The 16,274-nt window shown below is 65.6% G+C and carries 17 protein-coding genes; 13 read left to right on the top strand and 4 right to left on the bottom strand.

The genetic code is table 11. The features are described from left to right. Positions 1-6 precede the first annotated feature (6 nt). The 12 genes from Q0J54_RS08070 (at position 7) to Q0J54_RS08125 (ending at position 11,111) form a co-directional block, all read left to right on the top strand. Positions 7-1,893: a portal protein gene (locus Q0J54_RS08070; RefSeq protein WP_296304956.1), complete on the top strand. Its 1,887-nt coding sequence runs from the start codon at positions 7-9 to the stop codon at positions 1,891-1,893. Then, positions 1,890-2,213, top strand: a complete 324-nt coding sequence (locus Q0J54_RS08075; RefSeq protein ID WP_296304957.1) for a hypothetical protein — start codon at positions 1,890-1,892, stop codon at positions 2,211-2,213. Before Q0J54_RS08070 ends, Q0J54_RS08075 begins: the two co-directional genes overlap by 4 nt. Then, on the top strand, positions 2,206-2,739 hold the full coding sequence (locus tag Q0J54_RS08080; RefSeq protein ID WP_296304958.1) for a hypothetical protein: 534 nt from the start codon (positions 2,206-2,208) through the stop codon (positions 2,737-2,739). The genes Q0J54_RS08075 and Q0J54_RS08080 overlap by 8 nt, the downstream gene beginning before the upstream one ends. Before the next feature lie 95 nt (positions 2,740-2,834). Continuing rightward, positions 2,835-3,827, top strand: coding sequence for a major capsid protein (locus tag Q0J54_RS08085; RefSeq protein WP_296304959.1), 993 nt, complete (start codon positions 2,835-2,837; stop codon positions 3,825-3,827). A gap of 103 nt (positions 3,828-3,930) precedes the next feature. Continuing rightward, complete coding sequence (locus Q0J54_RS08090; RefSeq protein ID WP_296304960.1) at positions 3,931-4,362, top strand: hypothetical protein; 432 nt, start codon at positions 3,931-3,933, stop codon at positions 4,360-4,362. Positions 4,363-4,454: 92 nt separating this feature from the next. Further along, a complete protein-coding gene (locus Q0J54_RS08095) occupies positions 4,455-5,048 on the top strand; it encodes a hypothetical protein (RefSeq protein WP_296304961.1) in 594 nt (197 codons plus the stop codon). A 527-nt stretch (positions 5,049-5,575) separates the two neighbouring features. Further along, the gene (locus tag Q0J54_RS08100; RefSeq protein ID WP_296304962.1) at positions 5,576-6,829 is read left to right on the top strand and encodes a tail fiber protein; all 1,254 of its coding nucleotides are present in this window, start codon (positions 5,576-5,578) and stop codon (positions 6,827-6,829) included. 11 nt (positions 6,830-6,840) lie between these two features. Next, positions 6,841-7,416: a DUF4376 domain-containing protein gene (locus tag Q0J54_RS08105; protein ID WP_296304963.1), complete on the top strand. Its 576-nt coding sequence runs from the start codon at positions 6,841-6,843 to the stop codon at positions 7,414-7,416. Continuing rightward, on the top strand, positions 7,413-7,697 hold the full coding sequence (locus Q0J54_RS08110; protein WP_296304964.1) for a pseudouridine synthase: 285 nt from the start codon (positions 7,413-7,415) through the stop codon (positions 7,695-7,697). The genes Q0J54_RS08105 and Q0J54_RS08110 overlap by 4 nt, the downstream gene beginning before the upstream one ends. 3 nt (positions 7,698-7,700) lie before the next feature. Next, positions 7,701-9,782, top strand: a complete 2,082-nt coding sequence (locus tag Q0J54_RS08115; RefSeq protein WP_296304965.1) for a hypothetical protein — start codon at positions 7,701-7,703, stop codon at positions 9,780-9,782. A 298-nt stretch (positions 9,783-10,080) separates the two neighbouring features. Beyond that, positions 10,081-10,536 carry a GNAT family N-acetyltransferase gene (locus tag Q0J54_RS08120; protein ID WP_296304966.1) on the top strand — a complete coding sequence of 152 codons (456 nt, stop codon included), beginning with the start codon at positions 10,081-10,083 and terminating at the stop codon, positions 10,534-10,536. Continuing rightward, positions 10,536-11,111 (top strand): hypothetical protein, encoded by a 576-nt coding sequence (locus tag Q0J54_RS08125; protein ID WP_296304967.1) that lies wholly within the window; start codon positions 10,536-10,538, stop codon positions 11,109-11,111. Before Q0J54_RS08120 ends, Q0J54_RS08125 begins: the two co-directional genes overlap by 1 nt. Before the next feature lie 58 nt (positions 11,112-11,169). On the opposite strand, the gene glmU is transcribed toward Q0J54_RS08125, so the two are convergent. Then, positions 11,170-12,525 (bottom strand): bifunctional UDP-N-acetylglucosamine diphosphorylase/glucosamine-1-phosphate N-acetyltransferase GlmU, encoded by a 1,356-nt coding sequence (gene glmU, locus Q0J54_RS08130; RefSeq protein WP_296304968.1) that lies wholly within the window; start codon positions 12,523-12,525, stop codon positions 11,170-11,172. Between the two features lie 223 nt (positions 12,526-12,748). Then, positions 12,749-12,982 (bottom strand): molecular chaperone DnaJ, encoded by a 234-nt coding sequence (locus Q0J54_RS08135; protein WP_296304969.1) that lies wholly within the window; start codon positions 12,980-12,982, stop codon positions 12,749-12,751. 302 nt (positions 12,983-13,284) lie between these two features. Here Q0J54_RS08135 and Q0J54_RS08140 point away from each other — a divergent pair, with 302 nt between their 5' ends. After that, complete coding sequence (locus Q0J54_RS08140; protein WP_296304970.1) at positions 13,285-13,974, top strand: helix-turn-helix transcriptional regulator; 690 nt, start codon at positions 13,285-13,287, stop codon at positions 13,972-13,974. A 243-nt stretch (positions 13,975-14,217) separates the two neighbouring features. On the opposite strand, the gene Q0J54_RS08145 is transcribed toward Q0J54_RS08140, so the two are convergent. Both Q0J54_RS08145 and Q0J54_RS08150 read right to left on the bottom strand, forming a co-directional pair. Continuing rightward, positions 14,218-15,339: an SGNH/GDSL hydrolase family protein gene (locus tag Q0J54_RS08145; protein ID WP_296304971.1), complete on the bottom strand. Its 1,122-nt coding sequence runs from the start codon at positions 15,337-15,339 to the stop codon at positions 14,218-14,220. Between the two features lie 116 nt (positions 15,340-15,455). Then, entirely contained in the window at positions 15,456-16,274 is an 819-nt protein-coding gene (locus Q0J54_RS08150; protein ID WP_296304972.1) for a hypothetical protein, read from the bottom strand.

Consider the following 16,274-nt stretch of genomic DNA (forward strand, 5'->3'; position numbering starts at 1 on the left):
GGTCGCATGGCCCCTTTCCCGGAAAATCGCCTGCACGCCCCGGCCGGCGCGCCGCCTGACCGAGAGGAGCTCGCGGCACGCGCCGATGTGCCCGCCCTGGCCCGGCGCTGGCGCGCCCTGCTGGATCGCCGCTCGCCCTGGGACGGCGCCTGGCGGAGCCTGGCGGAACACTTCCTGCCCACGCGCTGCCGCCTCGGCCCGGAAGACGAGAACCGCCCCCTGCTCAACAAGCGGCTGGTGGACGCCACCGGCATCCTGGCCATGCGCACGCTGGCGGCGGGCCTGCACGGCGGCATGACCAGCCCGGCCCGGCAGTGGTTCCGCCTCTCCCTCGATGATGCCGACCTTGCCGACAGCCGCGCCGGCCAGCTCTATCTGGATGAAGTGGATCGACGCATGCGCGTGGTGTTCCAGCGGTCCAACTTCTACAACGCCGTGCACACGCTCTATGCCGAGCTGGGCACGTTCGGCACGGCCTTCATCTTCGAGCTGGCCGACCCGCGCCACGGCTTCCGCTTCCTGCCGCTCTGCGCCGGGGAGTATGCGCTGGATACCGATGCCGCCCGCCGGGTGGACACCGTGTTCCGCCGCTCTTCCATGAGCCTGCGCCAGATCGAGGAGGCCTTCGGCCCGCATGTCCTGCCGGACAGCCTGCGGCAGGCGGCGCGACGCACGCCGGATCAGCGACAGACGGTCATCCATGCCGTCTTCCCCCGGCGACGGGGACGGCGCCCCGGTCTGCTCACCGCGGCGGCCATGCCCGTGGCCTCGGTGTACTGGCTGGAAGGCAGGGAGGGCAACGCCACCCCGCTGCGCGTGTCGGGCTTCTGCGACTTCCCCGGTTTCGGGCCGCGCTGGGACGTGGCGGGCAACGAGGTCTACGGCCGCTCCCCGGCCATGGACGCCCTGCCCGACTGCCGGATGTTGCAGCAAATGGGCATCACCACCCTCAAGGCCATCCACAAGGCGGTGGACCCGCCCATGAGCGTGGCCGCGGGCCTGCGCTCCGTGGGGCTCGATCTCACGCCCGGCGGCATCAACTATGTGGACAGCCCGCCCGGCCAGAATCCGCAGGCCGCCACGCCCCTGCTCCAGCTCAAGCCGGAGCTGGCCCAGTCCCGGCAGGCCATGCAGGCCGTACAGGAACAGATCCGCTCCGGGCTCTACAACGATCTGTTCCGCCTCATCCTCGAAGGGCGCTCCAAGGTCACGGCCAGCGAGATCGCCGCCCGCGAGGAGGAAAAGATGGTGCTCATCGGCCCGGTGCTGGAACGCCTGCACGACGAGCTGTTCATCCCGCTCATCGACCGGACCTTCAGCCTCATGCAGCGGCTGGACATGCTGCCGCCCTGCCCGCCGGAACTCGTCGGACGGCGGCTCAAGGTGGAATTCGTCTCCCTGCTGGCCCAGGCCCAGAAGCTCGTGGGCAGCGGCGCGACGGATCAGTATCTCAGCCTGACCCTGCGGGCCGCGGCCGCCTGGCCGGAAGCGCTGGACAGTCTGGATGTGGACAACATGCTGGATACCTATGCCCGGAATCTGGGCCTGCCCGTGAGCATCACCCGCTCCCGGCAGGAGCGCGAGCAGCTCCGGCAGGCCCGCGCGGAAGCCCAGCAACAGCAAAGCCTGCTCAAACAGCTCGAACAGGCCGCGGAGCTGGGCAAGACCCTCTCCCAGAGCGAGATCACCCTAGGCGGGGAAAAACGGAACCTGCTGGACGGCATCGCCCTGACCCTCCAGGCCCTGCTGCCGTCCGCTCTGTCCGCCGCCGTACCTGACCGCCCGGATGATCCGGCGACGGATGCGCCGGCGGCAGAGGGGGAACCTGGACCGGAAACGACGGCAAAGGCCGCGCCCGCATCCGCGGCGCGATCCTCGGGAGGCCGCGCATGAACAGCCGTACCGCCCTGCCGCCTCTGAACGAGGATGCCGCCTCGCCCGTCCCCCCTGATGCCGTGCGGCGCTGGGAAGAAAACCTGCGGCAGGCCGCCGCCCTGCTGGCGGAAAACCGTCAGGGCCGCTCCCTGCTGCGCTGGCTGCTGACCTCCTGTCACTGCTTCGAGGCCAGCGACCCCGGCCCGCAGGATGCCCCGGGCAGCCTGTACGCCCGCGAAGGCCGCCGCGTGCTTGGCCTGCGCCTCCTGCGACTGGTGCAGGAGGCCTGCCCCGCCCGTGTGGCCCAACTTCTTACCCCGGAGGAACACGATGTCTGATGCCCCGTTCACCGTCCCGGAAACCCCGATCCCGGCAAGCCCGACCCCGGAGGCCGCCGCCGCGCCCGACGGCGCGCTGCCCCTGCCGCCCTTCCTGCCGGGCGTGGACGATGCCGCCCCCGTCGCGCCGGAAGCGCGGCCTGCCGATGCCGGACAGTCTCCGGCGGAGGCGCAGGAAGCCCTTTTCCGCCAGCGGCTGGAAGCGCAGGACGACAGCCGCCGCCGGCAGTGGCGGGAACAGGTGGAACAATGGCGGCGGGATGTGGCCGCCGACCCGGAAATGGGCGGCGACAGGCTGGCCGGGACAGTGGCCCGCGCCCAGCTCGCCCTGGAACGCTTCGATACGGACGGCAGCATCGGCCGTCTGCTGGAAGAGAGCGGCTACGGCAACCATCCGGCGGTCATCCGCTTCTTCAACCGCATGGCCGACGGGCTCATGGAAGACAACCTGCCGCAATCCCGGCCCGACCTGCCCCTGCAACCGCTGGAAGAACGCATGTACGCGGGCTGGAGCTCGCGTCCGTAAGCTCCGCGGCAGGGAACGGCCCTGCCCGTCAACTCCCCTGCCCGCCCTCCGGCCCCCTCACTTTTCGCACCCTTTTCCTTTCAGGAGGTTTCCCTATGGCCAATTCGTCTCTTGGTTTCGTCGTCACGCTGGCGGAAATGGAGCAGTTCTACCGCGGCGAGAAGGCCGGCCAGATCATCGAACTTATGAACCGCACCAACGACATCATGGATGACGTGCCGTGGATGGAAGCCAATCAGTCCGACGGCCACCTGACCCGCATCCGTACCGGCCTGCCGGAGATCTACTGGCGCAGGCTCTATCAGGGCACGCCGCCCGCCAAGTCCCAGTGGTCGCAGGTCAAGGAGAGCTGCGGCATCCTCGAAGCCATCATGGAGCTGGACGTGGAAGAGCTGCGCCTCTACGGCAGCCGCGACAAGGCCTTCCGCATGAGCGAGGGCATCGCCTTTGCCGAGGCCATGCGCCAGAAGGTGGCCTCCACCCTCTTCTACGGAGACAGCAACCTCAATCCCGACGCCTTCAACGGGCTCGCCATGCGCTATCCGGCAAAGGACGCCGAAAATGTGCTGGATGCGGGCGGCACGGACGAAAACGGCTGCACCTCCCTCTGGCTGGTCTCCTGGGGCGCGCAGGCCGCGCACGGCATCTATCCCAAGGACAGCACCGGCGGCCTCTCGCACGAAGACCTCCACACCTACATGGCGCAGGACGACAACGGCCGAAAATATCAGGTCACGGGCGACAAGTATAACTGGCGCTGCGGCCTGGCCGTCCGCGACTGGCGGGCCGTGGTGCGCATCGCCAACCTGCCGGTGGCCGCGCTCGGCAAGCGCAAGGGCGAACAAGGCTTCATCGACCTGCAGAAGCTGACCATCGAGGCCAAGAACAAGATGCCCCAGCACCTGCGCCAGAAAGCCATCTGGTACGGCAATGCCGACGCGCTGACCGCGCTGGAGCTCCAGAACTCCGACGCCGGACAGGTACAGCTCCAGTACGGCGAATTCTTCGCCGCCCAGGCCGTCCCCGTCCTGCACGGCCGCCCCGTGCGCCAGTGCGACGCCATCCTTTCCACCGAACAGCCCGTCTAGGCTGTTCCCGCCAATGGGCATTTCTTTCCGAAACTCAGCCCTTCGGCCGCCACGCCGCCGACGGGCCATTCCCCGCCACCTTCCAACCACAAAGGACAGCATCATGGCCATTATCGACAGCACGTCCGTCTTCCATGAAGGCCCCCTCACCGCCGAGACCGACAGCCGCGCCGTACCGCTCACGGCCCTGCGCCTGCCCGGCCGCATGGAGCCCATCCCCTTCCGCATCTGCGTTCCCGAAGCCTTTGATCCCGCCGAGCTGGACACGCTGGCCATCACCCTGCAGGAGGCCGACAGCAACGACGGTTCCTGGACGGACGTCCCCGACGCCAGCCTGACCATTGCCGGCACGGCTCTTACCGCCGGAGCGCGCGTGGGCTGGCGCCATGTGCCGCAGGGCGTACGCAAGAGCTGGCTGCGCCTGCACCTCGTGCCCACGCCGCAGTCCTCGCAGACCGTCAGCAAGGGGAGCCTCTTCGCCGCCCTCACCCGTGAGGAGGATATGCCCTACGAACCGGCCCTGCAGGTCCGCTAGAACCCTTTGCCCGTGAAAAAGGCAAAACGTGAGGCGACGGCACAGCGCCGTCCGGCCCTTCCCCGCCCCCTTCCCTCACTGCGAGACGACGTATGAACACCCTCAGTCAAATGGCCATCTGGAACCGCGCCCTCGGCTTTCTGGGCACGCGAAGCGTGGCCTCGGAACGGGAAAACACCCCGGAGGCCATCCAGTGCCGCCTCTACTGGGACAGCGCCCGGCGGCAGGTGCTGCGGGATTTCCCCTGGCCCTTCGCCCAGCGGCGCGGCTGGCTGGCCCGCCTGCCCCTGCCGGACGGCTACGAGCTGGAATTCCGCCACGCCTATGCCCTGCCGGAAAACTGCCTCAAGGCGCATGAAGTCCGCCACGAGGGACGCCACAAGCGCCCCTTCGCCCTGGCCCGGCACACCGAAAGCGAACGCCCCATGCTGCTCACCGATGCGGCCCGCGCCCTGCTCCTCTACACGGAGGATGTCCGCAACTGCCAGCTCTTCGACGACCTCTTCGCCTATATGCTCTCGCGCAAGCTGGCGGCACAGGTCGCCGTCTCGCTGCTCAAAAACAACACCAGCAAAATCAACGAGCTGGAACAACTCTACGCGGCCAGCCTGCCCCAGGCCCGGCAGGCCGCCATAAGCGAAGGACAGGAACCGCCCCTGCGGGACAGCTGGCTGGACGCCCGCTAGTCGGAGTACTGGGGGGAAGGGAAACCCCTCCGCCGGCGCGGGAGGGGATTTCCCTTCCCCCCAAGCCCCCCATCCTTTCCCCAGCGCGCTTTTACCCAAAAAATGAAACAGCATCGTGACGCGCAGGCCCGACCTCACCGGCGGCCTTCGTTCCATGAAAAGGAAGGCAGAACAGCAAAGCGCGACCGGATGGCGGCCTGAAAGGCCGTGCCTGTCAGGCGACGCAGGAGCCTTACAGGCATCGACAGCGGAGCGCGACCGAATGGCGGCCCGTCTTTTCCTTTCACGGCTGGCAGCGGCAAGGGAAGGCCGCCATGCCGCGACACCGCATCATCCTCTCTGTAAAGCGCGCGGGGGAGGGGTTGGGGGGAGTCCGAGGGGGGAAGGGGGACCCCGCCCGCGCGAGGCGCGGGGTCCCCCTTCCCCCCTCGGAAAAACCTCCCGCAGCCCGCCTGTCGGAACCTGCCGCGCACGAAGGACCTCGCCATGAACAGACGATCCCCCCGGGATACCAAGGAGCAGTCCCTATGACCATGCCCTCCAGCGTCAGCCGTGCCCGTTATGAAGGCAACGGTACGGCGACGCTATTCCCCTTTTCCTTCAAGGTCTGGGAGACATCCCAGCTCTGCGTCACCCTTACCCGGCCGGACGGCACGAGCTCTGTCGCCGAAGGCTGGACGGCCAGCCTTGATGAGGATGGCGGCACTGTCAGCTATCTGCATGAGGGCTCTCCATTGCCTGAAGGCTGGCTGCTGGCCATCACCCGCGACATGCCCTTCACGCAGGAGATCGACCTTGTGAGCGCCACCCGCTTTGACCCGGCCGTCATGGAAGACGGGCTGGACATGGCCACGGCGGAGCGGCAGCAGTTGCGGGAGCAGCTCTCCCGTTCGGTCATCCTGCCGCCCACCAGCGACAAGAGTCCGCTGGAGCTGGCCGAACGCCTGCTGGAGGCTGAAAAAACGGCCGTGGACGCCGCCCGGAAGGCCGAAACGGAAGCCGTCTCGGCGACGGAACAGGCCGGCCGGGCCGAGGCGGAGGCCGCCACGGCCGCGGCACACGCCACGGATGCCGAGGAGGCCGCACGGCTGGCCCGGGCCTGGGCCGAATCGCCCACGCCGCCCGATCCCGACGACCCGGGCAGCAGATCGGCGAAGGAGTGGGCACAGATCGCTTCGGACACGGTCCCGCTGGCCACGGACAGTCTGCCCGGCAAGGCCTGCTTCCCGCCGCCCTTTACCATCGACGCACAGGGAACGGTAGGCATCCGCAATGCCGATGCCGCCCAAAACGGCCTGGTGCGGCTCAGCAATGCCGTGAACAGCGCCACCGGCAAACTGGCCGCCTCGGACACGGCGGTCAAGACGGCATATGACAAGGCCGTTGCCGCGGCGACGGCGGCCAGCACGGCAACGACCACGGCGAACAACGCCCTGACCAGGGCAAATCAGGCTGTCGCCTCCGCCGGGAGCGTGGCCCTGAAGGGATCGCGCTCAACGATCGGCAACTGGACCCTCAGCGGCCTGACCGTGGGCAAGCCGCTCTATATCCTGGCTTCCAACACCAATACCACCGGGGATTACTCCTATGTTTTCCTGAAGGTCCTCTCGGGAGCCGTCGCCGGGACCTCGGCAAGCACTGTCTACGCCAGATATTTCTTTATCGGCTGCGGGATGGAGAACTCCAGCACCAATACCTTCATCACCATCCCCACGGCGGCGACGGTCGTCATCGGCCTGACCAACCTGCAGGGCGCCATGACCCTTCGCGCTTATCAATAGGAGAAGAACGCATGCACATACTTGTCCACGACGGCAGCATCCGCAATGTCGACAACGAGGCCGACGCCGGGGCCCTGCTCGCGCTGGGAGCGCACGAACTCACGGCGACGGAGATCGCCGAGGCGGGCATGGCCGGTCTCGAACATCTGGTCAGCCCGTTGAATACATCCGTCGGCCCCGATGGCCGCATCACGTTCAGCCCGCCCGCCGGACCGACGCTGGCGGAAGCCCGCACCGCCGCGCTTGCCCGGCTCGATGCCGCCTTTGCCGACGCCGAGGCCGGGGGACGCGTCCTGTCCTCCGCCGGCTTCGTCATCGACGCCACGGAACGCAGTAACCGGGACATTGCAGGTCTCATCACCAGCATGGAGGCCAGCGGCACGCCCGAAACGACCTTCTGCGCGGCGGACAACAGCTTCCATACCGTGACGCTGGAACAGCTCCGGGCCATGCGGCTGGAGGTCATCGCCCACGGGCAGGCGCTCTATGCCCGCAAATGGGAACTGCGCACGGCCATCGAGAGCGCGCAGAACGTGGAAGCCGTGCGGGCCATCGACATCAACTTTGACGGGGTGAGCGCCGCATGATGAAGACATACGCAAAACATCTGCTGGTGGCTCTGGACCAGCTCATCAATGCCGTCTGCGGCGGCTGGCCGGACGAGACCCTGTCCAGCCGGGCCTGGCGACGGCATGTGGCGGGCCGGGGCTCATGGCCCTGCCGGTGCATCGACGGGCTCTTTTTCTGGGATACGGAAACACGCGGCGGCCTCATCGTCCGGCATTGCCGGCTGAGCTACGAGAGCGAGCGGCAGGGACGGCAGCAGCCGCCGGAGCTGCGGTCGGCGGCGGGAACAGGCAGGAGCTGAGCCATGCGCGTTGCCATACAGAACTTTACTGGCGGCGAGATCTCCCCCATCCTCTCCGCGCGGTATGACCTGGCCCGCTACCGCAATTCCGTGGCCTGCATGGAGAACATGCTTCCCGGCCTGCACGGGGACGTCCGACGCCGGCCCGGCATGCGCTTCGTGGCCGCGCTTGACGGCGACAGCGTCCTGCTGCCCTTCAGCTTCAGCGCCGAGGCGGGGCAGAACTTCGTACTGGTTTTCGGCAATGGTACGCTGCGCGTGGCCGGCAGCAACGGTTTCGATGCTTCCGCCGGCAATGCCGTGCTCTCGACGCCCTATACCGGCGAAGAGCTGCTGCACCTTTCCAGCGCCCAGGTGGGCGATACGGTCTATCTGGCCCACAATGCCCACCCCCTGCACAAGCTCATCCGGCGCGACAGCCTGCCGGCGGGCATGAGCGGCATCCGCTGTCATGGCTATGTCTGGACGCTGGAAAAGGTGGCCCTCAATACCTCGCTGGCCGCACCGGCACGCCCCTCCGTCACCTTCTCCGGCGAGGGAGGCAGCTTCACCCTGCGTTACCGGGTGGCGGCCGTGGATTCTTCCGGCAACGTCTCGCTGGCCTCCGCCACGGGCGAGTGCGCCAATGCCCGCCACCCGTCGGACTGGGTGCAGGGCAACTGCGCCACGCTCAGCTGGCGGGCGGTCTCCGGCGCGGTGGAATACAACATCTACCGGGAGGAGGCGGGATACTACGGCTTTATCGGCATCGCGCAGGACACGAGCTTCATCGACAACAATTACGAGGCCGACACGTCCGACACGCCGCGAGAAGACTGGGACCCCTTCGCCGGGGACAATCATCCCGGGGTCGTCGCCTTCCATCAGCAACGTATGGTGCTGGCCGGCACGCGCAAACAGCCGCAGGCCTTCTACCTCTCCCGCAGCGGCGACTTTGAAAACTTCCGCAAGTCGCGTCCGCTCCAGGATGACGACCCGCTGGAATACCTCATCGCCTCCGGCTCCATCGACGCCATCGCCTGGGCGGCCAGCTTCGGCGATCTGCTCATCGGCACGTCCGGCAGCGAATACAAGGCCGCCAGCGGCGACGGCGGGCCGCTCACCCCCTCAAGCATCAGCATCACGGTGCAATCCTCCTGGGGGAGCGCCGGCCTTGCGCCCATCATCATCGGCAACTCCATCCTCCATGTGCAGCGGCACGGCGCCCATGTGCGGGATCTCTTCTACTCTCTTGAAAAGGACGGCTATGCCGGCAACGACCTCTCCATCCTCGCGCCGCACCTCTTTGAAGGACATACCCTGCGACAATGGGCCTACCAGCAGACGCCGGGCTCCGTGGTCTGGATCGTGCGGGACGACGGCCTGCTGCTGGGTTTCACCTATATGAAGGAGCACGACATCTGGGGCTGGAGCCGGCATCCTACGGACGGGGTCGTCCGCTCGGTATGCAGCCTCTCCGGCGAGAACGGCGACGATCTCTGGCTGGTGACGCGGCGCGACGTCAACGGTACGCAGCGCTATTTCCTGGAAGTGCTGGCCCCCCAGTGGGGCGACGGCGACGCCGTCCAGCAGGCGTTCTTCGTGGATTGCGGCAAGACGCTCTCCCTTTCCGCCCCGGCACGGGAGCTGTCCGGTCTGGATCATCTGGAAGGACGTACGGTCTCGGTGCTGGCGGACGGCAGTCCCGTGGAAGGCTGCGTGGTGAAAAAAGGCGGCATCGAACTCCCCTATGCCGCACGGACCGTTCAGGTGGGCCTGCCCTGCCCCTCCGTGCTGGGCCTGCTGCCGCTGGAAAGCGACGGGCAGTACGGTTCGACCCTCGGCAAGCGGCGAGCCTACGGACGCTGCACCCTGCGCATGCACCGCAGCGTGGGCGGCAAGTACGGACCAAGCCGGGAGGAGCTCTACGATCTGCCGGTGCTGCCCGAAGTCTGGGGCAGCGCCTGCGAACCCTACACCGGCGATGTGGACTGCCTGCCCGGCGGCACGCAGGAAGCCCGTACGAGCCTCTGGCTGGTGCAGGACCGCCCCCTGCCCTTCCATCTGGCCGCCGTGGTACTGGATGTGGATTTTGGGGAAGTCTGATACAGGGGCAGATTGTCAATTGAAAGTTAACAGAGGGCTTGCCAAAAAAAGAACGCCCCATGACAGTTGTTTTGTGAACAAACACCTCAACAACGAGGAGCTGTCATGGGGCAAAAGCACCTTTGGCGTACCTCAAAAGATAAGAACGCGGGAAAGCCGACGGCTTTTCTTACCGCCTATGTGCGGGAGGGATTGAGGAATTACTGATCCCCGGATTTCGTTTGACAATCTGCCACAAAAGGTTTCCCTCCCCGCAAAAAAGAAAGACACACCTCCAACGACAACACAAGGAGACCGCATGGTTGCCATCCAAACGGAAACATTCGCACAGGTACGGGAAGAGGCCTTGCCGCTGACCCGCGCCCATTGGGATGAGGTGGAGGCCGCGTTGCACGGCCCGGAGACCGCCCCTCTCGACGCGGAGCAGTACGCCCGCTGGGAGGCGCTGGACATGCTGCACATAAGCACGCTGCGGCAGGACGGCCGCCTGGCCGGTTACGCCGCCTTCAGCCTCTGCCCCTGCCCGCATCGTCCCGGCGTGCGGCTGGCGGCGCTGGACGGGCTGTATCTTGCGCCCGGTCTGCGCGGCGGTCTTGCCGTGCTGCGTCTTCTGCGGCAGGCGGAAACGGCGCTGGCGGAACGGGGCGTGGGGCTCATCCAGTACAGTTCGCCCGCCTCTCGTCCCTGCGATGCGCTCTATCGCCGCCTGGGCGCACAACACACCGAGAGCATCTGGCACAAGGAGGTACGCTGATGGCCGTCGCCAGCACCACCGCCGCCGTGATCAGCGCCGCCGTGGCGCTGGCCGGGACCGCCGCCGGGGCTTACGGGGCGGTACGTCAGGCCGAAAGCGCCCGGCAGCAGCAGGAATATCAGGCAAAGCTCGCCAGCCGGCAGGCGCAGATAGCGGAGCAGAACGCCCAGCAGCAGGAGGAAGCCGCCCGACAGAACCGTCGGGAAGGGTATGAGGCCGCCGTACAGAAACGGCAGGAGGCCGCCCGCATCATCGGGCAGCAGCGGGCGGCCTCCGGGGCGTCCGGCACGCAGATCGACGCGGGCAGCGCGCTGGACGTCAATCTGGATACCGCCGAAAAGGGGGAGATTGACGCCTTTTCCCAGCGGGAACAGGGGCTCAGGGCCGCCCACAACAATGAACTTGCCGCCTGGAGCTCACGCAACAGCGCGGAAAGCTCGGCCCTTCAGGCCCAATATCATCAGCAGCAGGCCACCACCGATTACCTTGGCCTTTCGCAAAGCCTGCTCGGCAGTGCCCAGAAAGCCGGGCGCAATTTCCAGCTCCTCACCGGCCGCGGCCCCACGCTGGGCTGAGCGGCAGCCGTCCGCGCGGGGGGGAACCTCCCCGCGCGACGGCCACGCCATATCCCAGTCAGCCGCGACGGGGAAGGTTTTTTTGCCGGCCGCGGGCAATGCCCATCTCCCCGTCCGGGACGTCCCTGGTGATCACCGAGCCCGCGCCGATGAGCGTATCCGCGCCCACGCGCACCGGCGCCACCAGCGCCGTATTGCTGCCGATGAAGGCCCGCTCGCCGATGCGGGTCTGGAACTTGTTCTTGCCGTCGTAGTTGCAGGTGATGGTTCCCGCGCCGATATTGCTGCCCGCGCCGATGTCCGCATCCCCCAGATAGGTCAGGTGGTTGGCCTTGGCCCCCCTGCCGAGACGCGCCTTTTTCAGCTCCACGAAATTGCCCACATGCGACTCCGCCTCCAGCACGGCCCCGGGCCGCAGCCGGGCATACGGCCCCACCTGCGTGTCCGGCCCCACTTCCGCGCGTTCCAGATGGCAGAAGGAACGGATATCCGCCCCGGCCGCCACCTCGCTCTCGCGGATGACGCAATGTGAGGCGATGCTCGCGCCGCCCCGGATGACGGATCTTCCGTAGATCTCGCACGGACCAGTGATCTCCACCCCCGGCTCCACGACGGCCAGCGGGCTGATGCGCACGCTCTCCGGCGCATGAAGCATGACCCCGGAGGCCAGCAGGGCCGTATTGACGCGCCGGCGCAAGATCTCCTCGCAGCGGCTCAGTTCCAGCGGCGAATTGATGCCCAGCAGGCTGGTGTCGCTGCCGCACTGCACGCCCATGACCGTCATGCTTTCGGCAACGGCCAGGCTCACCAGATCCGTGATGTAATATTCCCCGCTCTTGTTGGCATTGGTCAGACGCGGCAGCAGCCGGGCGACCTGTTCCCGCTTCAGGGAATACATGCCCGCGTTGACTTCGCCCGTGGCCGCGCCGAAGGTCTCCAGACAGTAGTCCTTGGCCTCCACGATGGCACGGACGCTGCCGTCGTCATTACGCACGACCCGCCCATACGCGCCGGGCTCGTCCAGCACGATGGTGGCAAAGGCCACATCCGCTCCGGCGGCGCCTTCCCGGAAGTGGCGCACCAGTTCGGCGGTGATCAGCGGCGTGTCCCCGTTGACCACGAGCAGGCGCTCCACGCCGGCGGCTTCCAGATCCGGCATGGCCGTTTGCAGGGCATGCCCCGTGCCGAGCTGCTGCTCCTGGAGCACGAAACGCTCCTCGGGAAAGGCCGCACGTACCATATCGCTGCCGTGTCCCACGACTATCCAGACATTTTCTCCGAAGACGGGGCGCAAGGCCTCCCGCACATGACGGAGCATGGATTCCCCAAGCAGGGTCTGCAAGACCTTGGGCTTGCGGGAATGCATGCGCGTCCCCTTGCCTGCCGCCAATATCAGGGCCGCCTCTTTCGGCATGACCTTTTCTCCTTTTTTCCTGCGATCTCGTTGCGGGGAAGATAGCCCCCGCCAGACGGCATGGCAAGCGTCGTCCCGCCTGTCCGTGTGACGAAACGACGACATCACGGCGACGATCTCCCGTCCGGGCATCGCCGGCGTCCGCCGCACGCCATGACGCAGCGGACGCCGGGGATGCCGCACGCCGCCGTACACGGCGGCGGTCCGTCAGCCCGGGCCGGACCTAGACCGTGCCCGTGCCATGACACACGGGACAGGGCACGTTGTTGCCGCAGCGGGCGCAGCTGCCCGGCAGGATGGTCTTCTTGCCCTGGCAGCGGGGACAGGTCTGCTCTCCGGCAGCGGTTTTCACCACACCGGAACCAAGGCAGTCGGGACAGACGATGCGCAGCTGGTGGTTCCAGCAGGCGCCGCAGGTGACGCGACCGATGCCGTCGCACTGGGGACAGGTACTCATAGGGGCCTCCTCGGCAGGTCTGCATGCCTGCCGGCAGATGACGCATCCGGCCAGGACCGCCCGCCGGATGCGGGATGCCGGGCGGTCGTACTCCACCCTAGGCCCTGCCCTGCGCGGCGTCAACCACGGCTTGCCGGTCGGACAGCGCCGCAGCGTCTGCCCGCCCGCGCGCCCTCCCCGCATGGCCGGGCGGACCGCCATCGCATCCTGCCGGGCATGTTGACAAATAAATATTTTACATACATTATATCAAAATAAATCATATCAAAATCAACCTGAACTTGTTATTGTCGAGGTATGCCATGAGCGATGCTACCGCCTGTACCGATACCCTTGCCCGTCTTATGAAGGCCCTGGACTCCCGCTCGGATGCCGAGCTGGCCCGCGCCCTGAGCATCAGCCCGCAATCGGTGAGCGGGGCCCGCCGCCGGGGCGAAGTGCCGCCGGCCTGGGTGCAGCTCTGCGCCGAAAAGACCGGCTGCAATGCGCACTGGCTGTTCTTCGGTCAGGGGCCCATGTTCCTGCCGCCACATCTGACGGACGGGACAGGTAGTGCGGACGGAGAAACAGGGGCGGACATGATCACCATCCCGCTGGTGGAGGCACGCCTCTCCGCCGGGACGGGCAGCCTTGAGGTCAACGGCGGTACGGAAGGAGGGCACGCCTTTCGCGGCGACTTCCTCCGGCGCAAGGGCAATCCCCGCCGCATGGTGCTCATGCGCGTTTCCGGAGACAGCATGGTGCCGGAGATCTTCGACAACGACCTTGTGCTGCTCGATCAGGGCCAGACGGAGATCACGCCCGGCCGCCTGTATGCCGTCGGCTTCGAGGACGCCATCTACATCAAGCGCATCGACATGCTGCCCGGCAAGATCATCCTGCGCAGCGTCAATCCGGCCTATGCGCCGGTGACGCTCGACCTGCGGGGCGACTGCGCGGAGCAGTTCCGCGTCATCGGCCGCGTGCTCTGGTCGGGACGGGAATACCGTTAGCGCGTTTTGCCTGTGAAGAAGACAAGCTGCAATGCGGCGGCACAACCCGCCCGGCAGACGCCGCAGCAGAAGCATGTCCGTCTGAAAAAGCAGCCCCGGCGCGCAGACTTTTTCCGCTGCACGCCGGGGCGATCCTTCTACCGCTTGCCAGTGCGGGCCGTCCATCGGCTGTTCATCGCAACCTGGCGGCATGCCGTTGGGCATCAGCTTCAGCCTGAAAAGCAGGCTGACAAGGCGAGCCCGCTAGCACTCTTTACATGCTGTGCTTTTCTGGCGCGCATGCCGTATGCGGATGCCTGTGCCGGCGGCCTTGTGCGCCAGCATCCGCAGGAGAAAGACGCCATGCTGCACGCGCTGGCGGAAACTTTCTTTCAGGACGGCCTTGTGGCGCTGGTAGAACGCCTTTCCCCAGGCCACTGGCGGGACAGTGCAAAATAAAAACGAATTCACATAAAAGAGAGGATTCCTTTTGGGCGGGATGGAATCCACATGGGAAGTCACGGCTTGCTGAAAAGAGATGACAGGAGCCTTTAGGCCTTCCGGCAGGCTGGCGGCAAGTTCCCGGACAAAGAAGCCGCGAAACTCCAGATTGAGATCCTCCTGTACCCTGTTCGTTTCATTGTGTATATCCAGAAGATCATACACGCCGCCCTCAGGGCCGTCACTCCAGAACAGGATACCGGAAATATACCCGGCATCTTGGGGGAAAACGATATGTTTCTGTTTCTGCGTATCTATGGCATAGCATTCCATTTCGACTAACGATGTCTTGATTCTTTTTTGATTGTCGCACAACTTCGCATTCGACAAATAACATCGTATGTCTTCACCGAAGGGGAAGTTGCGTAGTGTGCGTGACGGCCCGGCGATGGACTCAAGGATGGCGTCGGCGATCTTCTGCTGGAATTCCCGTGAGTAGTGGGCATGATCGCGGAAAAGCTCTTCGCGCTGTATGCCCGAAAAACGCCGGGATACGTCTATATAGGCCACGTCAAAAAGCCGTGCCATATTCACATAAAAATCGACCATCTTCCTGTTGCCAGAACTCACGGTCAACAGAAGAAATATGGGGACAGTCCCGGATTTTCTCAATCGTTCGAAAATAAATGCCCAATACGCAAGAATCAGGTGCTTGCTCAGCCGCTTTTGCCGCCAATAACTGTAGTCATTAATACAAAAATCAAAGAGCACAAATTCGTATTTATCAATTATTTCACGCAAAAGAAGCAAAAAAACAGCATTAATTGATGAACAAGCCCCCAGTCCAAATATATCCACCTGTCCAGGCAGCAATTCGAGCAAAAACTGTCCGTAGCCTTCCTTGATGATGGAATTGCTCGTACCAATAACAGCTATCTTTTTCATAACAATACAAACCTGTAAAAAAGCCGGGAAAACACGAACCCTGTCCGGCAGGGCGGCAGGCTGTTTCCCCGGCTTTTTCCCGTCAGATGCAGGACCGACGGACGGCAGGCATCTTGCTAGCGCAGCGCGGCGACGATGTCGGCAGGCGAGGAAGACGCGGAAAGGACCCGGCCGTCGGCAATAAGGGCGGGCAGGCCGGAAAGATGGTAATAACGGGTGAGCTGCACGGCCTGATACATGTTCACGCTGCCGGCGTCATAGCAGTAGCTCGTGACGTCCATTTCCCGGCTGGCGGGAACGGGCGGATTCAGCTTTTGCAGATAGGCATAGTGGATGGGGAAGTCCGTGGACTGCACCGTGGCGTCATACTCGTTGGTGAAGGGGATGGCCTTGCCGCGCGTCTTCTTCTGGCCGGCCTTCACTTCGTTCCAGCGGTCGAGGGCATAGGTCAGGTAGCCCATCGCCTGTCCCTTGCGCTCATAGGAGATCCAGATGGCCAGCCCCATGAGATCCGTGCCGTAATTCTCGCGGCTGTTGGCAAAGACCACGATCTTGGTCCGCGCCGGATCGAGCGAGCGCGAGGCCTCAACCACCCTGTCCCAGAGGGACGCGCTGGCCGGACTGGCGAAATCCAGCAGCACCATGAGCTCGTGCGGCGCCTTCTTGTCGCCGAAGACCACGGGATAGATCTCCTCACGCCAGTGGGCACGGTAGGCGGCTTCCTTTTCGATGCGCTGGGCGCTGCCGCCCATCTGGGGCAGCATGGCCTGACCGGCTTCGCTCAGTTCGCGCGTATTGGGCAGTTTTTCCCGCATCCACGGGTTGAACAGATTGGCGCCGCCCGCAACGGCCACCGTATCGCCCGGCGCGGAGACCTGCGCGGCGGGCGGCGTGTCCGTATCGGACGCGCCCGTGAAGCCGCAGGCGCTCAGCAG

It is taken from the genome of uncultured Desulfovibrio sp. (assembly GCF_944324935.1).
GTDB lineage: Bacteria > Desulfobacterota > Desulfovibrionia > Desulfovibrionales > Desulfovibrionaceae > Desulfovibrio.